This is a genomic window from candidate division KSB1 bacterium (assembly GCA_024655945.1).
Classification (GTDB): Bacteria; Zhuqueibacterota; Zhuqueibacteria; order JANLFK01; family Oleimicrobiaceae; genus Oleimicrobium.
Window position 1 is genome coordinate 388,058 of record JANLFK010000001.1, and the last position, 21,402, is coordinate 409,459.

At 61.5% G+C, this 21,402-nt stretch carries 18 protein-coding genes; 7 read left to right on the plus strand and 11 right to left on the minus strand.

Features of this window, described 5'->3' with window-relative positions:
• Positions 1 to 21: 21 nt before the first annotated feature.
• The 11 genes from NUW13_01625 to glmM form a co-directional block, all read right to left on the minus strand.
• Positions 22 to 2,013: a Na+:solute symporter gene (locus tag NUW13_01625; GenBank protein MCR4437728.1), complete on the minus strand. Its 1,992-nt coding sequence runs from the start codon at positions 2,011 to 2,013 to the stop codon at positions 22 to 24.
• A gap of 200 nt (positions 2,014 to 2,213) precedes the next feature.
• A complete protein-coding gene (locus tag NUW13_01630) occupies positions 2,214 to 2,756 on the minus strand; it encodes a GNAT family N-acetyltransferase (GenBank protein MCR4437729.1) in 543 nt (180 codons plus the stop codon).
• Positions 2,757 to 2,792: 36 nt separating this feature from the next.
• Positions 2,793 to 4,718: a sodium:solute symporter gene (locus NUW13_01635; GenBank protein MCR4437730.1), complete on the minus strand. Its 1,926-nt coding sequence runs from the start codon at positions 4,716 to 4,718 to the stop codon at positions 2,793 to 2,795.
• Positions 4,719 to 4,759: 41 nt separating this feature from the next.
• A complete protein-coding gene (locus NUW13_01640) occupies positions 4,760 to 4,888 on the minus strand; it encodes a hypothetical protein (GenBank protein MCR4437731.1) in 129 nt (42 codons plus the stop codon).
• A complete protein-coding gene (locus NUW13_01645; protein MCR4437732.1) occupies positions 4,881 to 5,012 on the minus strand; it encodes a hypothetical protein in 132 nt (43 codons plus the stop codon). The genes NUW13_01640 and NUW13_01645 overlap by 8 nt, the downstream gene beginning before the upstream one ends.
• Positions 5,009 to 5,305, minus strand: a complete 297-nt coding sequence (locus NUW13_01650) for a hypothetical protein (GenBank protein ID MCR4437733.1) — start codon at positions 5,303 to 5,305, stop codon at positions 5,009 to 5,011. Before NUW13_01650 ends, NUW13_01645 begins: the two co-directional genes overlap by 4 nt.
• A gap of 86 nt (positions 5,306 to 5,391) precedes the next feature.
• On the minus strand, positions 5,392 to 6,279 hold the full coding sequence (locus NUW13_01655; GenBank protein MCR4437734.1) for an SPFH/Band 7/PHB domain protein: 888 nt from the start codon (positions 6,277 to 6,279) through the stop codon (positions 5,392 to 5,394).
• 1 nt (position 6,280) lies between these two features.
• Positions 6,281 to 6,727 carry an NfeD family protein gene (locus NUW13_01660; GenBank protein ID MCR4437735.1) on the minus strand — a complete coding sequence of 149 codons (447 nt, stop codon included), beginning with the start codon at positions 6,725 to 6,727 and terminating at the stop codon, positions 6,281 to 6,283.
• Entirely contained in the window at positions 6,724 to 8,091 is a 1,368-nt protein-coding gene (locus NUW13_01665; protein MCR4437736.1) for a thymidine phosphorylase, read from the minus strand. The genes NUW13_01660 and NUW13_01665 overlap by 4 nt, the downstream gene beginning before the upstream one ends.
• 4 nt (positions 8,092 to 8,095) lie before the next feature.
• Entirely contained in the window at positions 8,096 to 8,767 is a 672-nt protein-coding gene (gene deoC, locus NUW13_01670; protein MCR4437737.1) for a deoxyribose-phosphate aldolase, read from the minus strand.
• Positions 8,768 to 8,955: 188 nt separating this feature from the next.
• The gene (gene glmM / locus NUW13_01675; GenBank protein MCR4437738.1) at positions 8,956 to 10,320 is read right to left on the minus strand and encodes a phosphoglucosamine mutase; all 1,365 of its coding nucleotides are present in this window, start codon (positions 10,318 to 10,320) and stop codon (positions 8,956 to 8,958) included.
• A gap of 330 nt (positions 10,321 to 10,650) precedes the next feature.
• Here glmM and NUW13_01680 point away from each other — a divergent pair, with 330 nt between their 5' ends.
• The 7 genes from NUW13_01680 (at position 10,651) to lepA (ending at position 21,393) form a co-directional block, all read left to right on the plus strand.
• Positions 10,651 to 11,586: a glycoside hydrolase family 5 protein gene (locus NUW13_01680; GenBank protein MCR4437739.1), complete on the plus strand. Its 936-nt coding sequence runs from the start codon at positions 10,651 to 10,653 to the stop codon at positions 11,584 to 11,586.
• Between the two features lie 429 nt (positions 11,587 to 12,015).
• Positions 12,016 to 12,978, plus strand: coding sequence for an MBL fold metallo-hydrolase (locus tag NUW13_01685; GenBank protein ID MCR4437740.1), 963 nt, complete (start codon positions 12,016 to 12,018; stop codon positions 12,976 to 12,978).
• Positions 12,979 to 13,041: 63 nt separating this feature from the next.
• Complete coding sequence (locus tag NUW13_01690) at positions 13,042 to 15,573, plus strand: DEAD/DEAH box helicase (protein MCR4437741.1); 2,532 nt, start codon at positions 13,042 to 13,044, stop codon at positions 15,571 to 15,573.
• 302 nt (positions 15,574 to 15,875) lie between these two features.
• On the plus strand, positions 15,876 to 16,118 hold the full coding sequence (locus tag NUW13_01695) for a hypothetical protein (protein ID MCR4437742.1): 243 nt from the start codon (positions 15,876 to 15,878) through the stop codon (positions 16,116 to 16,118).
• A gap of 80 nt (positions 16,119 to 16,198) precedes the next feature.
• A complete protein-coding gene (locus tag NUW13_01700) occupies positions 16,199 to 17,443 on the plus strand; it encodes a hypothetical protein (GenBank protein MCR4437743.1) in 1,245 nt (414 codons plus the stop codon).
• A 41-nt stretch (positions 17,444 to 17,484) separates the two neighbouring features.
• Positions 17,485 to 19,008, plus strand: a complete 1,524-nt coding sequence (locus NUW13_01705; GenBank protein MCR4437744.1) for a T9SS type A sorting domain-containing protein — start codon at positions 17,485 to 17,487, stop codon at positions 19,006 to 19,008.
• A 591-nt stretch (positions 19,009 to 19,599) separates the two neighbouring features.
• Positions 19,600 to 21,393, plus strand: a complete 1,794-nt coding sequence (lepA, locus tag NUW13_01710) for a translation elongation factor 4 (GenBank protein MCR4437745.1) — start codon at positions 19,600 to 19,602, stop codon at positions 21,391 to 21,393.
• Positions 21,394 to 21,402: the final 9 nt, after the last annotated feature.

Sequence of the window (21,402 nt, forward strand, 5' to 3'; positions counted from 1 at the left end):
CCCTCCAAATGGAACGAGCGGCTACCGAACCGGCTCTGCCCATCTCTCGTGCGCCAACAGCTTGGCCACCCCCCAGAAGCACAGGGCAGTCGCCGCCAGTAGAGCCAGACCCAACACAGTCGCTCCCAGCACCAGCTTGCCAATGCCAATGAGTGCCGCGTACACTGCCACAATGCCGAGGAGGGCGCCAAGCACATTGCGGCGATTGAACAGGCTCTCGGCGACGCTCTCCTGCGCCCCCGCTCCCTGGGCCATGGCGGTGACCTTCTTCCAGCCAGGGCCCCCCGGCTGCACCCGGCGGCAAAACTCCACCAGATTGCTCATGTCCACCGGCCTGGTCACCAAGGTGGTCGTCAGCCAGACGACAAGCGAAACAGGCGCAGTGTAGAGCAGCGTCCACGGGAACTGCCTGGCTGGCAGCGTGAACTTGCTCACCAGCCACAAGGCGGCGAATCCCGAGAGCAGCGCAGCGACGACCCCTCCCCAATTCTCCTGGGCTTCGCCTGGCTTGGCCAGAACGAACCATGCCAACACGGCCATGGTCACCCCGACTGCCGTCTGCAGCACCAGGCGCACGGTGGTCATGCTGGGCACAAACAGCACCAGCGCCACTACCACCAGGATGGCGACGATGGCCGACATCTCCGACCAGGCGTTCACCCGCCACCAATACCACCTGCAAATGTACACAATGCCGATGCCCGCGACGATTGCCGAAAACAACAGCCACCCCTTGAAGATATCGTTCATGAGAAAGGTCACCCCACCGCCGAGAATGGCCATTAGCGCAGTGGCCAGCACGCCCATCACCACGTAGTGCCGCTCGCCGGCGTGCGGCCGCACAAAGGGTCTGTAAAAGTCGTTGACCAGGTAGGAAGCACCCCAGTTGATCTGCGTGGCGATGGTGGACATGAAGGCCGCCAAGAACGAGGCAAGCATCAGGCCCAAAAGGCCCGGCCGCAGCAGGTCGAGCATCACGGCGATGTAGCCCACCTCCGGATCTGGCGCGTTCGTATGGGGATTGATGATGCCCGGGAAACGCACCGCCGCCACGATGCCCACCACGATCCACGGCCAAGGACGCAGGCAAAAGTGGGCGATGCTGAACCAAAGGTAGCCCAGAAAGGCGTGCCGCTCGTTTTTTGCGGAAATCATGCGCTGGGCAAAATAGGCCCCTCCATCGGTATTCCCCACCGTCCACCAGAGGAGCAAGACGTAGAGAAGGAAGATGGAAAAGTCCTGGCCACTCGCAGTTGAGGGCACAATGCTGAGCATCGAGGCAGCTTTCTGCGACCCGTACAGGCGGGGGAGTTCGCTGAGGAGGGTGCCCATTCCGCCAACGTGGGCCACGGCGTAGATTGCCAGAAAAATGGTCATCCCCATGGCCAAGAGGAATTGGAAAAAGTCGGTCACCAATACTCCCCACAGGCCGGAGACTGCCGAGTAGAGCATGGTGATCAAGATGCACGCCGGCACGGCGATGTTCTTCGGGATGTTGAAGGTGAGACCCATGATCTTGGTCATGGACAAGTTCACCCACCCCATGATCAGGCAGTTGTACGGCAAGGCAAAGTAGAGGGCGCGAAAACCGCGCAGGATGCGCGCCGGCCGACCAGAGTAGCGCAGGGTCACCAGCTCGGTGTCGGTGATGATTCGCGCCCGCCGCCACAGCCGCGAGAAAAAGAACACCCCGATGACGAACATGGGCACCTGCGACCACCAGAACCAGTTCCCCCAAATACCCTGTTTCACCACGAGCCCGCTAATGGCCAGCGGCGTGTCGGCGGCGAAAGTCGTGGCCACCATCGAGGTACCCAGCAGCCACCAAGGTACGCCTTGGCCCGAGGCGAAGTAGTCGGCCATGGTGCGCGTGCCACGACGGGAAAAGCAGACGCCTATCAGCACCGACAGCACAAGAAAAGCGACGATGATGCCCCAGTCCAGCAGGGTGAGCTGCCGGGCAAAAGAAAAACGCGCGGTCATCTCTAGCGCATTGGCGGTTTGTTCTGTCATGGAGGTTCCTGTGTCAGTTTCGACGCCTCAGCTTCGCAATGGAACGCAAGCTTGCCCGCCCGGCCCGAGCTGCAGCCGGTCCTCCTACAATTACAAGGGTGCGCCCTGGGCGAGGCAACACTCACTTCAGCGTGTGGCGCTCATGCCAAGCAGTTGCGCAAAATACCTGTCCACCCCGTGGCCGCAAGCTCAAGCCCGCGCTACTTCTCCCAATCCTCGCGCAGAATACCCATCACCCAAAAATCTACGTACCCACCGCGGCGGTACATGGCCTGGCGCACTACGCCCTCTTTCAGGAAACCAGCCTTCTCATAGATGTGGATGGCAGGAGCGTTCTCCGCACACACGTGCAGCTGAATGCGGTGCAGGTTCAAGGTGGCAAAGGCATAGTCCACCATGAGTCGCGTCGCCTCGCCCCCATAGCCCTTCGACCAGGCACCTGGGTCGAGCAGCGCCAAGTAGAAGACAGCTGCGCGGCTCACATAGTCAATGCGAAAAAACGCCGTCACCCCCACCGCCTGGGGCGGCTCATTGCTGCAGACGGTGAACAGAACCGCCTCGCGGCTCTCCAGCTGCTGGCTGAGGCGCGCGCGCAACGCCTCGCGCGTCATGGGGAAGGCCAAGAAGAGCGCATCCCGCACCGTTGGGTCATTTTCCCCTCGATAGAACAGCTCCAAGTCGGCCTCGAGGTCGACCGGCCTGAGATGGACACGCTCGCCCCTCAAGAACACCGCGCCTTCCATAGGCAATTCACCTCCCAACCAAGGGTGAGGCACTCCTCACAGCAGACCTCGACGCATCGCCTCGCGCTTGACAGGGCCCCAGAAGCCGATTGGCCGCGACATCACATAGTACTTCACCAGGTGGTCCATCTCTTCGGGTTTGGTCAGCAAGGTGACCGGCACGTAGATAAGGGCGTTGAGGACGATCAGTGACCAGAACTGCAAATAGTCAGGCAGCTCCGGGATGACCCCGAAACGAGGCAGTACCCAGACCACCAGCCAGCTCAAGCCCAAATTGGCCACCCAAGCAGTCAAATACCCCCAGGAGTTAAACCGCCACCAGATGACCTGCAGGATGTTGGGCAACCATACGCCCGCAGCCATGATCCACAGGGCGAAGATTAGCCATGCGGTAATCTCCTCGCCGATAATCAGCCCGAAGACGAAGGAGCCTCCCAAGACGACGAGAGTGGCAACGCGTCCCACCCACACCAGACGCCGCTCGCTCGCTTGCGGGTTGACGTAGTGGTGGTAAAAGTCGCGCGTGGCATACAGGGCACCCAGGTTCAGGTGCGTTGAGATAGTCGACAAGTGGATAGCCAGAATTCCCGCGAAGAAAAACCCCACCATTCCCACTGGCAAGTACTTGAAGCCGATTATGTACCAGCTCATCTCATAGTCTTTCTGCGCGGCGATGTGGGGGAAGAGCACGAAGAAGCCCAGCACGGCCACGGCCCACATGGTATTGCGGACGATTGTGGCCAGCGTGCCTGCCCAGATGGAGTACGAGGCATCGCGCACGGTTCTGGCCGACTGGATGCGTTGCGCCTCCGTGTACCAGTCGATGCTGGTACCCATGCCGAAACCTCCGAGAAGGGCCACCACCAACATGGTGATGAACCACGCCACCGGGAATTGGCCCCGGAACATGCCGGTGAAGCTCAGCGGGTTCAGCCGCCACCGTTGACCTTGATAATGGCTCTGCTCCACCGTCTGCCAGGTGCGCCCTTCATCCAATGACGCTTCCACTCTCACAAGGCGACGCGCGCGCTGCGGAGTCCAGACAATGTTAATGGCCTGGCCAGCGTACACGGTGTCGTACGCTGCAGGATAGAGCACCACCCCAGGCGCAGCCTCTTCGTAGAGCGCCGCCTTGACCCGTTGATTGGTCCTGCCTCGGGGGTTCGCTTCCCCTCTGGGCACAACCACAAAATTGCCCTGGCTGGAAGCGAGCACCTCGTCCGTTGCCGCGTCCTTGATGCGCACGCAGCCCCCTGCCACCGGCTGGCGCACCTCGGGTACTGTCCAGGTGCAACTGCTATTCATGCCGCTCAGCCTATTGACGATACTGCGCGGCCCGCCGGCTGCCGCAACACCCCAGGCGCACACCATGGTGATCATGACAAACGCAATCACTCCCTGCTGAAAATCTGCCATGACCACCCCCCAATAGCCTGCGGCGAGCACATAGATGACGCACACCGACGAAAAGGTACCAAGCCCAACCCAGAGTGGCCAGCCGAAGAAGACGTTGCACAGCTTGCCCATGGCAATGCCCACCCAGCCAAGGATGAACATGTTCATGAAGACCTGCCAGCCGGCCACCCACCCGCGCAACATCTCGCTGCCCAGGCCGCCGAAGCGCAGACTCTGCCACTCCGCCTGGCTATAGGCCAACGAACGGCGAAAGATCCGCGCGGAAACAAAAGCGCTGACCGCCGCCCACGCACAGAAGAACGTGTACCAGAGCCCTGCCAGGCCGTACTTGTAGATCACACCGCCAATCCAGATTGGCGTGTCAGTGGCAGTGTGGGTCGCATAGACCGAAGAGGCAGGCAGCCACCATGGCAAGCCGCGGCCAGCCAGAAAGAAATCTGACTGCGAACGCTTGCCCAGTCGGTAGAAGAAGACGCCACAAACCACCATCAGGAGGGTAATGAGCAGCAACCAGAACCAATCCAAAGGGGCGAAGAGACTCATCATAGCTGTGCCTCCTTATGCAGCGGAAGGGACCGCTCTGCGGACTAGATGCCCTTCATGAAGCGCTTGATCAGCAGGTAGGTCAGCAAGAACGAGACGAGGAAGACCCCCGCAGGCAGCAAAGCGCCAAGAATCGGACTCCCCAGACGCGTCGGTTCGAGCAACTCAGCCATTGTTCGCTTCTCCTTGCTGGCGACCACGGTATTTGCGGTAGTACAAATACGCAAAGACCATCCCCACCAGGGATGCCCCGTAGGCGATGGTCATGCCGAGCACCACTGCCAACCCTTTGCTCATGCTGGCTCCTCCCAGCGCTGAATGCGCTCAAGTTCCTTGAGATGTCCTTTCTGCTTCCTCTCGTACTCGGTGGAAATCACGCGCAGCTTGGGGTCAATCACCCAATACATCAGCGCGGTGAAGGCAATGCCGGCCGCCAGGATGACATAACCCCATGGCAGCAGGAGAAAGGATACCGCCAGCCCTACCAGTATGCACGTATAGGAAAGCGCAGAGAACAGCATGGCAATCCAGTCCTCTCTGCTCCATTCGTCTGCCTGGCGCGGCGTCCACGTACGGCGAATGAGTGGCATCGCGATTCCTCCCACTATGGCTTCAGCAGCAACTTTGCTCCGACAGCCAGCACGAAGTCGTTCCAATCGCACGGCCGGCAACACATCTACTTCTCCGGCGGCTGACCGGCAACCCTCTCTTTCAGAATCTCGGCCACCCCGGCAATACTGCTGAGCACCCCGGAGGCCTCATACGGCAGGAAGATTTTGGTCGCCTGGCCGTCGGCTATCTTCTGCAATGCTTCCAAGTAGCGGATAGCAATGAGGTCGTTGGTGGGCTGGCCCCGGTGGATGGCAACGAACACCGTCTCGATCGCTTCGGCTTCGCCCTGGGCCACGGTGACCTTCTGGTAACGGTGAGCATCGGCCACCTTCTTGATGGCCTCTGCTTCGCCCTCTGCCCGGAGGATGGCCGACCGCTTCTGGCCTTCCGCCTCCAAGATCATGGCGCGTCGCTCCCGCTCCGCCTTCATCTGACGGTGCATTGCCTCGGTGACGTCGGCAGGCGGCTCGATGCGCTGCAACTCGACTCTTGTCACGCGGGTCCCCCACTTGTCCGTGGCGTCATCGAGAATCTGCCGCAGCTTGGTGTTGATTACCTCACGCGAAGTGAGCGATTCGTCCAGAGCCAAGTCGCCGACCAGGTTACGGAGATTGGTCTGGGCGAGTTTGGTGGCAGCGATGTAAAAGTTCGACACGTTGTAGGTGACCTTCACCGGGTCGGTCACTTCGTAGTAGACAACGGCGTCCACCTGCACAACCACGTTGTCTTTGGTGATCACTGCCTGGGGCGGCACATCCACCACCTGCTCGCGCATGTCCACCTTGATCATCTTCTCCAGAAACGGGATGATCACGGTGAGCCCACTGTCTGCGGTGCGCTGGTACCTGCCCAGCCGCTCGATGAGCCCTTTCTCCCAGGGACGGACGATCTTCACGCCGGTGGCCATGACTACGAACACCACCAGCGCCGCGAGAACGAAGAGTACAGTCATGTCACCTCCCTTCCTGCTGTTTCCGGACCACCAGATGCGCGCCCTCCACCCGTAGCACCTCCACCCTTGTGCCGACGCCGAGTACTTGGTCGTCGGCGCTGCTGGCGCGCCATTCTTCCCTGGCCACGCGCACCATGCCGGTGTTGGCCACGTTGTCCACCTCTTGCAGGACGACGCCCGTCTGCCCAACGAGCCGATCCGCCCCGATGCCTGGGCTCTGCGCCCTCGTCATGCGGCGGGCAAGCCTGCGGGAAAGGGGAACCAGCGCTGCGGAGATCACCACGAAGGCGCCCCACTGCCATGCCGGACCAAGGCCGACATAGGCCAGCACCGCGGCCACCACTGCTCCCGCCGCGAACAGGATGATAAAGAAGCCTGAGGTGAATATCTCGGCCACCACAAAGAGCGCAGCCGAAAACAGCCAGACGAGCCACGCGCCGTGATTCATCGCTCTTCTCCCTCGTGCGCTCTGGCCAACGACAGCTCCGGCCACGGATGGGTGCCGTGCTCGTCGATCAGCGCCTGGATGAGAGGGGGCGGCGAAACCGGCTCAGCAAAGATGCGAAAGGCATCGCGCACCATGCGCGCGGCCTCGTCGAGCATCGGGCCTTTGTTGCAATAAAGAGACGCGAGCACATCACCCACGTGAACCCTTTCGCCCACTTTCTTGTGCGACACCACTCCGGCGCTGTAGTCGATGGCATCCTCCACCACCTGGCGCCCGCCGCCCAGCAGACAGACAGCCGTCCCCACAGCCCGCGCATCGATGGCGCTGACAAAGCCCTCGCGCAGGCTATGCACTTCCCCCTCGCAGCGCGGCGGGGGGTATGAGTCGGGATTATCGACCACGGCCAGGTCGCCCCCTTGGGCCTCCACCATGTGGACAAACCGCTCATATGCCGCACCGCTGGCGAGGACCTGGCGCAGCGTGGCATCTGCCTCGTGCCGCGAGCTGCACCGCCCTGCCAACAGCAACATGACCGCCCCCAGCGCGAAGGTCACCTCCATCACATCCTCGGCCCCTTGTCCTCGCAAGCAGAGGATGGCCTCCTTTGTTTCCAGCCAAGTGCCGACCATGTGGCCTAAGGGCTGTTCCATGCTTGTGAGCAGGGCCACCGTCGGCAAGCCGTGCTCTTGCGCCGTAGACACCAGGCTGCGGGCCAGGGCCTCCGCTTGCTCCTGTTCCTGAAAAAAAGCGCCCCCGCCCGTCTTCACATCGAGCACCAGGCCGTCTATCCCCTCCGCCAACTTCTTGCTGAGAATGCTGGCCGTAACCAGAGGGATGGAGTCCACGGTGGCTGTGGCGTCGCGCAGGGCGTACATTCTGCGGTCGGCCGGCACCAGGCGGGCAGTCTGCCCCGCGATGAACAGCCCCACCTCCTGCAGCTGCTCCGCCAAAGCTTCTGGTTCGAGGTCAGTGCGAAAACCAGGGATGGCCTCCAGCTTGTCTAACGTGCCGCCTGTGTGTCCCAGCCCGCGCCCCGAAATCATGGGCACCTTAACGCCGGCGGCTGCCACCAGTGGGGCTAACACTAGCGACACCTTGTCGCCCACGCCGCCGGTGCTGTGCTTGTCCACCTTGGGACCTGGGACATCGGCAAAGTTCAAGACTTCTCCGGAATGCAGCATGATTTCGGTGAGGCAGGCGGTCTCTTGGGTGTCCATGCCGCGCAAGCAGATCGCCATGAGCAAGGCGGCCATCTGGTAGTCAGGGATGCGTCCTTTGACGTAGCCGCGCACAAAGTAGTCGATCTCGTCGCGGGTCAGCTTATGGCCGTCCCGTTTGCGGCCGATGATGTCGCGGGCGGTCATACGCTCAGGAGGTCGCTTGCTGGCCGGACACGATGCTGACGCTGGCGCTGGCGCCAATGCGGTCTGCTCCTGCCGCCACCATGGCCTGTGCAGCCTCGAAGTCACGGATGCCCCCGGCGGCTTTTACCCCCATGCTGGTGCCCACCACGCGACGCATGAGGGCCACATCGGCAGCCGTGGCTCCGCCAGTGCTGAAGCCCGTGGAGGTCTTTACAAAATGTGCCCCTGCCCTCTGTGCCAGCAGGCAGGCATGGATTTTTTCCGCGTCGGTGAGCAGGCACGCCTCGATGATGACTTTGACGTGGGCGGGAGCTGCCGCCCGCACCACCCCGCGAATGTCCTCTTCCACGTAGCGGTGCTCCCCGGACTTGAGCATGCCGATGTTCATGACCATGTCGATCTCGTCGGCGCCGTCTTGCACCGCGCGCGCCGCTTCTATGGCCTTGACCCGCATGAGATTGGCACCCAAAGGAAAGCCCACTACCGAGCAGACCAGTACTCCTGACCCCCGCACGGCGGCGGCGCACAACTTTGCCCAACACGGGTTGACGCAGATACTGGCAAAGCCGTACTGCACTGCCTCTTCGCACAGACGGACTATCTGCTGCCTGCTGGCATCAGGCTTCAGCAAGGTGTGGTCGATGAGTCTTGCCAGTTCGGCGGCCGGCCTGGCCATCCCCAAACTTGCCCCTATGCGCGCTGCGCCGCTGCGCACGATGGCATCCACTGCCGCAGGGTTGCGCACGCTGCACTGCTGACAGTTGGTGCAGGTGCCCGTGGTGACTTCACTGCAGGGAGACAAAGGTTCTGCCACGCGCTCCACCAAGCGCTGCACGTTGTCTGATGTGGTTTCCATACCCTTCCCTATGCCAAAAGCCGGGCAATTTCCACCTTCATCTCCTCGACGAGGGCCTGGGCTTGCGCGGCGCTCGGTGCCTCGGCGATGATGCGAATGATGGGCTCGGTGTTTGACGGACGCACGTGGACCCATGACCGCTCGTAGAGGACCTTCACCCCGTCGAGCAGGTCCAACTGTCCCCCGCGATGTTCCTGCGCAAGCTTTTGCACGACTGCTCCTGGGTCTATCCCCGTACCCAATTCGACCCTGTGTTTGACCATCTCGTACTGCGGCAAGGTTGCGTTGAGTTCGGAGACGGTGCCGCCGAATTCTACCAGGTGCTGGAGGGTCAGCGCAACACCTAGGGGGGCGTCGCGGCCCAGGTGGAGCTCTGGCAGCATGACCCCACCGTTGCCCTCGCCGGCGATCACCGCCCCCACCGCGCGCGCTTTCAGCGCCACGTTGACCTCGCCGACCTTGGCCCGCACCACCTCAGCCAAATAGGCCGCTGCCACATCGTCGATGGCACGGGTGGTTGAGGCGTTCACCACCACCTTGCCCGGGCGCTTGCCGAGGATGAGCTTGACGGCCAGCACCAGCGTATAGTCCTCGCCCAAAGGCTGACCCTTCTCTGAGACGATGGCGAGTCGGTCCACATCCGGGTCGACGGCGAAGCCGATATCGGCACCAAGGGAGCGCACCGCGGCGCACAATTCGGTGAGGTTTTCTGGCCGTGGCTCGGGATTGCGCGGAAACAGCCCGGTCGGTTCTCGGTAGAGGAAATGCGCCGCGCAGCCCAGCCGCTCGCACAGCATGGGCATAATCACGCCGCCCGCCCCGTGGCAACAGTCCACCACCACGCGAAACCTTCTGCGGCGGATGGCTGTCACGTCGATCACGGAGACCTTTTCTATGGCCTCGATGTGGTCTGCGGCGGCGCGCTCATAGGCCTGCACCTTTCCCACGCGGTCCCAGGTGGCCAACGGGATAGGCCCCTCTCGCACGAGCCTGTTCACTTCCTCCCCTTGCTGGGGACCGAGGAAGAGACCGTCGCTGGCGACCAGCTTCAGGGCATTCCATTGAATGGGGTTATGGCTGGCGGTGACGACGATGCCGCCACGCGCATGGAGCTTTTCCACGGCCAATTGCGTAGTCGGCGTAGGCACGATGCCGAGATCGATGACATGGCGCCCCACCGAGAGCAGGCCGGCACACACGGCATGTTTCACCATGTCACCGGTCACCCGGGAGTCCCTGCCCACCACCACTGCGCCATCGCCCACCAGGGTACCGAACGCCTGCGCATAACGCAGCACTATCTCTGGAGTAAGACTTCCGCCCACGGTGCCCCGGATACCGGACACAGAGATCATCAACCTTTCGCTGCTCACGGACATGGCTCCCTTTGTTGCTGTCCACGGTTTCGAGCACCTCAAGATAAACAATTTGTCCTGAAAACGCAACGAATTTTTGCCGGAAGGCCGCCCGGCTGACCCAGCGAGGGCAGAACATTTTGCTTGACTATGCGGCCTTCGCCGCCTATATTGCCATTGCATCAGCAAGAGGCTTCTCAGTCCTTCTGCCGAACGGAGGGAAAAGCGATGAGCAGGAAACTCCGAAACACTGAGGCCGCACTCCTTGTTCTCGCCTGCGTGTGCTGCTGCGCCAGGGACAAGAGTCCCCTGCAAACACAATCTCCGCCTGCGCCTGCGCAGTCACCATTGGATCCTTTCGTCCAGAATGCCCTTCTGGCCCGGGGAGTGAATCTAGGCAATGCCCTCGAGGCTCCCAACGAGGGCGAATGGGGCGTGGTGCTCGAGGAGAGGTATTTTCAGCTGATCAAGGAAGCAGGGTTCACAGCGGTGAGGATCCCTGTGCGCTGGTCCGCGCACGCCTCTAACAAGGAACCGTTTGCCATCGACCCAACCTTTATGGAGCGCGTGGATTGGGCGGTTGGCCAGGCTCTGCAGCGCGGCCTGGCAGTGGTGCTGAACATCCACCATTACGAAGAGATGATGGAGAACCCGGCCGGCCACAGGGAGCGGTTCCTCTCCCTCTGGCGGCAGATTGCCCAGCATTACCGAGACTGCCCTGCCGAGCTCTTCTTCGAATTGCTCAACGAACCCTGTGGCAGTCTCACCGCCGAGTTGTGGGACGCTATCTTGCCCGAGGCCATCGCGGCGGTGCGGGCAAGCGATCCCTATCGCATTCTGATCATCGGCCCTGGGCAGTGGAACGCAGTGGGCGCACTGGAGTCGCTCCAGCTGCCTGAGGAAGAAAGAGGCATCATCGTCACGTTCCACTACTACAATCCCTTTCAGTTCACCCACCAGGGCGCAGAGTGGGTACAGGGGAGCCAGGCGTGGTTGGGGACGACCTGGACCGGCACCCCGCAGCAGAAAAACGCCATTGAGCTGGAGTTGGTACGAGCCAAGCTATGGGCCGAGCAGCACAATCGCCCCCTTTTTGTCGGCGAGTTTGGCGCCTACAGCAAGGCAGACATGAACTCCCGTGCCCTGTGGACGAGCTTCGTGGCCAGGCAGGCGGAAAAGTACGGCATGAGCTGGTGCTATTGGGAGTTTTGCGCCGGGTTCGGCGTCTATGACCGCAATGCTAACGACTGGCACCACCCTCTGCTCCGCGCGCTCATCCCGTGAAGGCCAAGGCGCACGTTGCCGAACGAGGGTGCAGGCTACGGGAGCCCACACCACCTGCCGCGCGCCGCCGCACGGCTTCCGCACCGGTTTTGCGCGGGCGAGGGACCTTGCCGATTGAGGGGTGCCAAGCGGTTCTGACCGCCAAATTCCTCAATGGCCTCGCGCTGATGGCCTCGGCCTTCTACGGCAGGGGCGCGCTTGACGAACCTTTCCACCCGAAACGCTGGCCGCGCGCATCCTCTGAGGGCCGTCAGCAAACCAACCGGTATTACCTTCAGGAACATGCACGGCGCTCGCATCAGTGCTAAGCAAAAACCGTTTGTTTTGTCGCTAGACTTCCCTATATTTAAAGGTGCATGGAGGCTCAAGACCGCCTCGGAGGTACCCTGTCGTACTCATCACGCTGTGCACCATCAATGGAGGGATTGCTTGTTTACCTACGACCGGGGCATTCGCCTGTCGGGCTCTGAGCTCTGGCTGGACGCCGAGCACAAAGTCGACTTTTCGTACGTTTCCCATGGGCACGCCGACCACCTGAAGAGCCATAATCGCATCATTGCCACTGCGCCCACTGCCCGCTTCTTCCAGCAGCGCCAGCGCCAGGTGCAGGTGCAGGAAGTGGCCTATCGTCAGCCGTTCGAGCTAGACGGCTTCACCATCGAGCTCTACCCCTCGGGGCACATCCTCGGCTCTTCGATGATCCTTATCGAACGCAACGGGGTCAGCCTGTTGTACACCGGCGACTTTAAGCTTCGCGAGAGCGCCACCGCCGAGTCGATCCAAATTCCGCAAGCTGACATTCTCATCATGGAGTGCACTTTCGGCAAATCAGAGTATCGGTTCCTGGATCGCGACACTTTGATTGCGGGGCTGGTGCATTTTGTTGAGGAAACGCTCCTGTGGGGAGCCGTGCCGGCAGTTCTGGCCTATTCGTTGGGCAAGGGCCAGGAGGCCATGAAGCTGCTGGGTGACCATGGCTTTCGGGTGAAGGCCTGGCCGGCGATGTGGGAACTGGCCCTCATCTACCGCGAGTTTGGCATCGAGTTTAGGAACTGCGAGCCCTGGGACTATGGCTCGCTGCGCGGCGAGGTGTTGGTCATCCCGCCGCAGGCGCTGCGCTACCGCTCGGTGGGCTCGATTCCCCGCCTGCGCACGTTGCTCCTCTCCGGATGGGCAGCAGACCCGGCTGCCAAGTATCGCTATGGAGCCGACGAGGCGCTGCCTTTCAGCGACCATGCCGACTTTGACGAACTCATCGAATTCGTACGCAAGGTGCGGCCAAAACAGGTCTTCACCACCCACGGATTTTCTGAATTCCCGGTGTATCTGCGCGCCGAAGGCTTTGCCGCCCAGGAGCTGGGCAGCGGAGAACAACAGCTTTCGCTGCTGTGATGCGCCAAGTTGCAGAGTGCGTCACCTGTATTCCGGCGCGTCAGGTCGCTGAGGTGCGAAGAGATGGCTGTGGTTGAGGTCACAGACTATCTTTCCGAGGAGGCTGCCGCTGCCATTCGCCAGGCGATAGCCGATGCCGGTGGCAACGAAGTCTTCCTCCTCGGCGAAGGGGAAGACGATGGCACGGTGCGCCAGGTGCGGGTCCTGGCTCGCGGCAACCAGGAAGCCGTGCCGGCAGCGACGCACCTGGCGAAGCCAGGCGATGCGGTCATCCACAACCACCCTTACGGCCCCCTCACTCCTTCGGAGGCCGACCTGGCGGTGGCCTCGCGCGTGGGCCAGTTCGGCGTGGCCTTCTACATCGTCAACAACGAGGTTGACGAAATCTATGTGGTAGTCGAGCCGAGCCCACCCGAAAAAGAGATCCCCTTAGACCGTGATGAGATTGCCTCGCTCATCGCGCCCCATGGGCCGATCGCGGCCAAGCTTTCCGGCTACGAAGACCGCCCCCAGCAGGTGGAGATGATCGAGGCGGTGTGTCAGGCCTTCAACGAACACCGGTTGGCGGTCATCGAGGCGGGAACCGGCACGGGCAAGACGTTGGCGTATCTGCTACCGGCCATCTACTGGAGCGTGCGCAACAAGCAGCGCTGCGTGGTCTCCACACACACCATCAATCTGCAAGAGCAGATTATCAACAAAGACATCCCTTTCTTGCAGCGGGCGTTGGACATAAAGTTTAGGGCCGTGCTGGTGAAGGGTCGGGGTAACTACGCCTGCCTGCGCAAGGTAGCTGAACTTGAGCGCGAACCCGAGCTGTTGCTCAACGAAGAAAATGCCGACGAAGTGCGAGCGCTTATCGCCTGGACGAAGGTCACCAAGGACGGCAGCAGGGCTGACTTGCCCATCATGCCGCGCAACGAAGTGTGGGAGGCCATCGCTTCCGAGAGCGACACATGCCTGCGCGCCAAGTGTCAGCACTTTAGCTCGTGCTTTGTGAACCGCGCCCGCCGGCAGGCCGCACAGGCGCATATCCTAGTCGCCAATCACCACCTGCTCTTTGCCGATCTTGCTGTTCGCAACCAGCTCGGCAACTTGGGCGAAGCAGCAGTTCTGCCCCCTTACCGACACATCATCTTTGACGAAGCCCACAATATCGAGGAGGTGGCAAGTAGCTACTTCGGCAGCCGCATCACGCGCGCTGGGCTGGCGCGCATGCTGCGCCGCTTTCATCGTCCAGGAAAAGACGAGCACAGAGGGCTGCTCCACCTGGCTCGTGCCAAGGTGCACAAACACAGTGATGTGCTGCCCATGGAGCTTTTGCGGGAAGCCACCAGCCTCATCGAACGCACTCTCGTGCCGCTGGCGGACCAGTTGCTCGAGGACAACAGTGCGGTCATGGAGTCGCTCTGGCAGGGCGTGCGCGCGCAGGCCGAGGAACAAGAAGGCGAAGTCAAACTGCGCTTGACCCCGCTCGCGCAGCGACTGCTCCTGGGCGGCGAAGGAGAAGAAAAGGTGCGTGCCCTCTGCGCTGGCCTTCGCCAGTTCGCCAGCAGGGCAAAAGATTTCTTGGGGATCCTGGACCGCGCCAGCAGATATGTGGAGGAGGACTTTTGCTCGCTTGCCATCGAACTACGGGCGGCAAGCGAGCGCTTGGAGGCGGCCGCCGACACCATCGAGGACATCCTCTTTGGTTCCGACGAGGCGCACACGCGGTGGATCGAGGTGAAGGCGGGGCAGCGCGACAACATAGTCCGGCTGCTCAGCGCGCCATTGGAAATCGGCCAGATGATGCGCACCGCGGTGTTCGAGCGCTTCCAGACCGTGGTCATGACCTCTGCCACCATGACGGTCGCCGGCAGTTTCGAATTTGTCAACGAGCGCACCGGCGCCGGGCTGGTGGAAAAACGTCTGGAGCTCATGCTCCCCGCGCCGTTTGACTTCGAGCGGCATGTGCTTCTGGGTGTACCCTTGGACATTCCTGATCCGCGCGACCACGACTATGCAGCGGCACTGGCCGAGCTCGTGCTGCGGGCGCTGCTCATTTCCGAGGGGCGCGCCTTCGTCCTTTTCACCTCCTACGGCCTCCTCAACAAAATCCACCGCCAGTTGGATCCACTGCTCATGGAGCATGGCATCGTTGCCCTGAAACAAGGTGCAGAGGATCGTCACCGCCTGTTGGAGCGTTTCCGCAGGGACACGACTTCGGTCCTCTTCGGCACCGACAGCTTTTGGCAAGGGGTTGACGTCGAGGGTGAAGCGCTGGAGTCGGTGATTATCACCAAGCTGCCGTTTCAGGTTCCCACAGAACCGTTGGTGGAGGCCCGGGTGGAAGCGCTCAAGAACCGCGGCGGCAACCCGTTCACGGAGTACACGGTACCCTGGGCCACCCTCAAGTTCAAGCAAGGCTTCGGCCGCCTGATTCGCCGCAAGACCGATCGCGGCTGCGTACTCATTTTCGACAAGCGCGTCGTCCTGAAAAGCTACGGCAGCGTCTTCCTGGGCTCGCTGCCCAAGTGCCGGCTGGTCACCGGGTCCACCGAAGAGGTGTTCGCCGCGCTGCGCGAGTTTTTCGCCCGGGCCAGACGGTCGTGAGTTCCTCGCAGGAGGAAGTCATCCCAGGAGGGAAAAGCTGGGGAGAATGCCGCCGACCATGCCAAAGACGGGCTTTCGTTCAGCTTTGCGCGGCGCCGTAGTGCCCGCCTACGCGTTGAGGCACTGCTCGGCGCGGGCGTACATCGTCGCCGGGCTGGAGTCCCCGGGGGGCTGAGCTGCGGCCCTTTGGCAAGAGGCGATTTTCCGGTCTCTCGTGCCCATCATCCTCGGGTGCGGTCAGGGTGGAGCGGTGGGAAAGGCGACTGATCTGAATAGGCATGGGCGAAAGGAGGTGCTGTGGCATGCGTTCCCTGAGCTGTCTTGTCGTCGTTCTCTTGGTGGTGCAGGCTTGGGCACAGAGCGCGGTCGACACGCGCATCCCGTCCGAAAGCCGGCGGGCGCAAGGGATATTCATCCGCATCACCGTGCCGGCAAGCGCCCGTTATGGCCCCCCGGTGCGCCCGTGGTCATCCATGTTCCGGGTGGTTTTGCTTCGGGAGGCCTTTCTGTCGCGTCGCCCCCCTGGTCGCTACCGGGCTGTATAGAGATCCGCTTCAACTTCCCTGGCGGGGGCACAGGGGCAACAGCCAGCGGCGGCATCTATGATGAGCACGGCATCAACTGTTTGAAGGCCCTCCGGGACATCGTGCGTTTTGCCTTCGGCCTGAGCACAGACACTGCGGGCAGGGGTCTCGCCCAATTGGTCCCTCCCATTGTGCCCCTGAGCACAAATATCGGCTTGGTCGGCTGGTCCAACGGCGGCAATGCCACCCTGGGCGTGGCAGGCATACATGGGAGCGAGCTTGCCGGACTCGCCTGGATCGTGAACTGGGAGTCGCCGGTGGGTGACGGCATGGCCAACGCCGAGTGTGGCGGGCGTCTGGCGAGTCCATACCTCAATCCTCGGGTCAATCCGGCGTATGATCCCGACAGCGGGACATGGGACATGAGCTCTTTGGCCTACTGCGACACGCTGCAAGTGGCGCTCGAAATGGCGGCGCTACGCGGGGGGCTGTACTTTGACATCAACCGCAATGGCGCCCTGGACAGCGGCAGCGACTTTCTCCTCAACCCTCACCTCTGGAGGACCCCCTCTGGCGCAAGGGTTTACTACTCCAACCGCGTCATTCGTGCAGCGGTAGAGAAGCATCTGCTCCCTCTGCCTCTCCCTTCTCACATTGCTTCGCCGGCGGAGAGCGAGGTCTTCTGGCAATACCGGAATGCCGAGGGTTGGCTCTCGGAAGTGGTGCGCTTGCTTCCCAACCTCATGTTCCTGGTTGCCGCCGCAGACACCGACCACGTGCAGAGCGCTCCCGAGCATCCCCATGTGCTCATTCAGTATGAAGGATTGCGCACGGCGGGCGCTCGGTTGACACGCCTCAACCCCGATCGCGCATACGTGGAATACGCCCTCGGACACGCCTTCCCTTCAGCGGCGGACAACGACGCCTTCGCGCCATTGGACCACCTGACGATCAGATCAGCGCTCGAACCTGACCCTGACTCTCTTCCGACAAACATCACTGTGGCTGCGGCCATCTATGAACTCGCCGATCGAACCTTTACCGGCAACACCACCCCGCAGCTGGCTGCAACCCTCACGGGCGTAGAAGAGGCTGTTTTCTCCTGCCCACCGGCCCGCTCCTTTGGCAAAACTACCCCAATCCGTTCAATGCCGCCACAACTTTTGGCTTCTGTCTTGCGCATGATGCACACGTGCAACTGGAGGTTTTCGACCTTCTCGGCCGTCGCTTGGCCAAAGTGGCGGAGGCAGACCTACCTGCCGGGGAGCACGCTGTTGGTTTCTCCGCCGAAAACTTGCCCAGCGGCCTGTATGTCTATCGTCTGCGCGCCGGCTCCTTTGCGGTGAGTAAGACGATGCAAGTGGTGAGATAACCGGAGGGACCTCCCGTGAGACTTCTGCCACTGCTGATGCTCTTCATCTGCGTGGCTGCAGAGAGCCAAGGCCAGGTCAGCTTGTGGGAACGGCAGTACGGTCAACCCGACAGAGCCGAGTTCGCCACTGGCCGTGTGGTCGAAACTCTGTCGGGCGAGTACGTCCTGTGCGGGTTCACCATGGGCGCGACCCCATGGGAAATCGACGGGCTGATCATCAAGCTCTCTGCAAGCGGCGACACTCTGTGGACACGACAAGTGGGCAGCACCGGGCTGGGAGGAGCAGCGGACTTCCTATGGGGAATTGCCTTGGGCAGCAACGAGGAACTCCTCCTGACCGGAACCCGCTACCAGGCCCCCCTTGGGCGACAGGTCTGGTTCCTCAAGTATGACCAGGACGGCAACTGCCTCCTTGACAAAAGGTTCGGCAAGAACCAAGAGGACAATGGCAACGAGATTCTCCAGAACTCGGATGGAAGCTACGTCATTCTGGGCAATACCGCGTCCTTCGGCACGCAGCACGGCGGCAAGGACGTGTGGCTTCTGAAGCTGGATGCCCAAGGCGACACCGTCTGGACCCGAACCTATGATTTCGGTTTTGATGACGCCGGAGCAGGGATCATCCCCTTCCACTCTGGCGGCTACCTCATCGCCGCTCACAGCTGCGTGGCTCACTGCGGAGGATTGCTCCAGGAGAACTTCTGCAGCTACTTTCTTGTTGACAGCGCGGGCAATGTGCTCAAACGCCGTGTCTTTGACCGAGGCAGGAAGAACACTTTCAGTCAGGTGGCCACAACAACAGACGGTGGCGCCATTCTCTGTGGTGCCACCTGCATGACCGACACTTTTCCCAACCCTGACGTCTGGCTGGTGAAACTGGACCAGGAAGCGGAGGTCAGCTGGAGCAAGACCATCGGCTACGTCCACCGCTACGACGGAGGGCTGAGCATCCTCCAGAGCAGAGATGGCGGATACTACCTGGCCGCCTACTCCCAAGGTGTGCAGACACCGGAGATGAATTATGACAACTGGTGGCTACTTCGCCTCACCGGCACAGGCGACACCCTGTGGACGAAGTGGTGGGGGTGGCCGCTCAATGATGACCCCTATTCCATCATCCCGACATCGGATGGGGGAATCGTGATTGCCGGCTGGAAGGACGCAAATTCCAACCCCTTCTATTCCCTTTCCCTTGGGAATGCGGACATCTCCGTCGTCAAGGTAGACACTCTGGGCAGAAGCACCGCAGTGGGGCCCGCTGTGTCGGAGGGACGGAGCGAGTACCTGGTGGGGCACATTTACCCGAATCCCTTCAACGATGCCACCACCATGCATATTTCTCTGAGCAATGCGAGCCACGTCAGGTTGGAGGTGTTTGATGCCCGCGGCCGGCTGGTAGCCACCCTCCTCAATGGCCTCTACGAGCCCGGCGAGCACGTGGTGCACTGGGCAGCAGCCCGTCTCCCCAGCGGCCTGTATTTCTGCCGTCTGAGTTCGGACAACAACGTGCGCTGGACAAAGGCGCTCCTGCTAAGGTAATCATCCAGGTTTGCGCGCATCAACAAACACCGATTACACGCAGAAGACCCAGCGGGGTAGGAGCCTGGGGCGCCGGGTCTGCTTTCGTTGCAGCGAAAGAGGACCCAGCGCGCCTGCTGCTGCCAGGGCTAATGGGTCGAAGCGGCTCGGAGGCGGAAGTACGCCCTTCTTAGCTGTGGCCGACTCATGTCACTGAGGACTCGACACACGGCGAAGCGGCCGCCCTCTGGCAGCTCGTCCCCGCCACATCGCAGGGGAAGCCCCCGCTTTCTCACACGACCACTGCAGGAGAAGCGCCAGCCTTCGTGGGGCGTTCTCGTGACCCAGGCACACTCCGCTCTGTGTGGCCCCTCTCCATCGTCTGTTTGAATCCTCATGAAAATTGCCTCTGCGGCACGCGAGATTTTCCGCACGCCGCCACTGCACGAAGGGCCTCACGACCAAATCCCGCCATTCCGGAAACGCGATCGAGAGGCTGGTCAAAGGACCACAGCTTTTTCCACCTGCGCGCATCACACGCCGGCATAATGAGGTTGATTTCCTGCATGTTATTTGATAAATTAGGCGCGTCCTTTTGCCGTTGGAGCCTTTATGATCAGTGACAAGATTCGCAACTTTTGCATCATCGCCCACATCGACCATGGCAAGTCGACCCTGGCCGACCGCCTTCTTGAGCTCACCGGCACACTGAGCAAAGAGGAGATGGTGGAGCAGGTGTTGGACAACATGGACCTGGAGCGCGAGCGCGGCATCACCATCAAATCGCACGCGGTGACCATGAACTACACGGCGCGCGACGGGCAGCGGTACACCCTCAACCTCATCGACACCCCTGGCCACGTGGATTTTTCCTACGAGGTTTCGCGCAGTCTGGCTGCCTGCGAAGGGGCTATTCTGGTGGTGGATGCTGCCCAAGGGGTCGAGGCGCAGACCATCAGCAACCTCTATCTGGCCTTGGAAAACGACCTCGAAATCGTGCCAGTCATCAACAAGATCGATCTCTCCAACGCGCAAGTGGAGCTTGTCAAACGCCAGATTGTGGAAATCCTCGGCATCGCGGAACAGGAGATCCTCCTGGCGAGTGCCAAACACGGCCTCGGCATAGAGGAGGTGCTGGAGGCGGTTGTGGCGCGCATCCCGCCGCCACGAGGAGACGTCTCGGCTCCTCTTCAGGCGCTCATTTTCGATTCTATGTTCAACAGCTATCGCGGGGCCGTTGCCTACGTCAGGGTGGTGAACGGCGAAATCGGCGTCGGCTCACGCATCCGGCTCTTTTCCTCAGGCAAGGAGTTTGAGGTTGAAGAGGTAGGCATCCTGCAGTTGCGCCAGATCAAACGGCCGAAGCTTTGCGCCGGGGAGGTAGGCTACGTGATTGCCGGCATCAAGGAGGTGCGGGACACCAAGGTGGGCGACACCATTACCGACGCAGCACGGCCGGCAGCGGCACCGCTTCCCGGGTTCAAGGAGGTCAAGCCGATGGTCTTCAGTGGCCTGTACCCGGCGGTGGCCGAGAGCTACGATGAGCTGCGCAAGGCCTTGGAGCGCCTCAGCCTCAATGACAGCTCCCTTCACTTCGAGCCGGAGACGTCGGTGGCGCTCGGCTTCGGCTTCAGGTGTGGCTTCTTGGGCCTGCTGCACATGGAGATTGTCCAGGAACGGTTGGAGAGGGAATACAACCTCAACCTCATCACCACCGTCCCCAACGTCAAGTTCCGAGTCACCCGCAAGAACGGCGGGGTCATGTGGGTCGAAAACCCCGCGCAAATGCCCCCTGCCGGCGACATCGCCCTCATCGAGGAGCCGTACATTGCCGCGCACATCCTCACGCCGGCCGAGTACATCGGCAGCATCATGCAATTGGTGCAGGAGCGGCGCGGCGTTTTCGTCACCACTGAGTATCTTGACCCGACGCGCGCCCATTTGCACTACGAGTTCCCGCTGGCCGAGGTGATTTTCGACTTCTACGACCGGCTGAAATCGGTGTCGCGGGGCTATGCGTCGTTCGACTATGAGTTCCTCGCCTACAAGCCGGGCGATCTGGTCAAATTGGACGTGCTGCTCAACGGCGAGGTAGTGGACGCCCTTTCGGTGGTGGTACACCGGGACAAGGCTTACGAGTGGGGCCGACGCGTGTGCGAGAAGCTGCGCGAGCTCATTCCGCGGCAGCTGTTTCAGATCGTCATCCAGGCGGCCATCGGCAGCAGGGTCATCGCCCGCGCCAGCATCAGTCCGCTGCGCAAAAAGGTGACGGCCAAGTGCTATGGCGGGGACATCACCCGGAAGCGGAAGCTTCTGGAGAAACAAAAGGAAGGCAAGAAACGTATGCGGCAGTTGGGCCGCGTGGAGATTCCCCAAGAGGCCTTCCTCGCCGTGCTGAAAGTGTAAATGACGAGA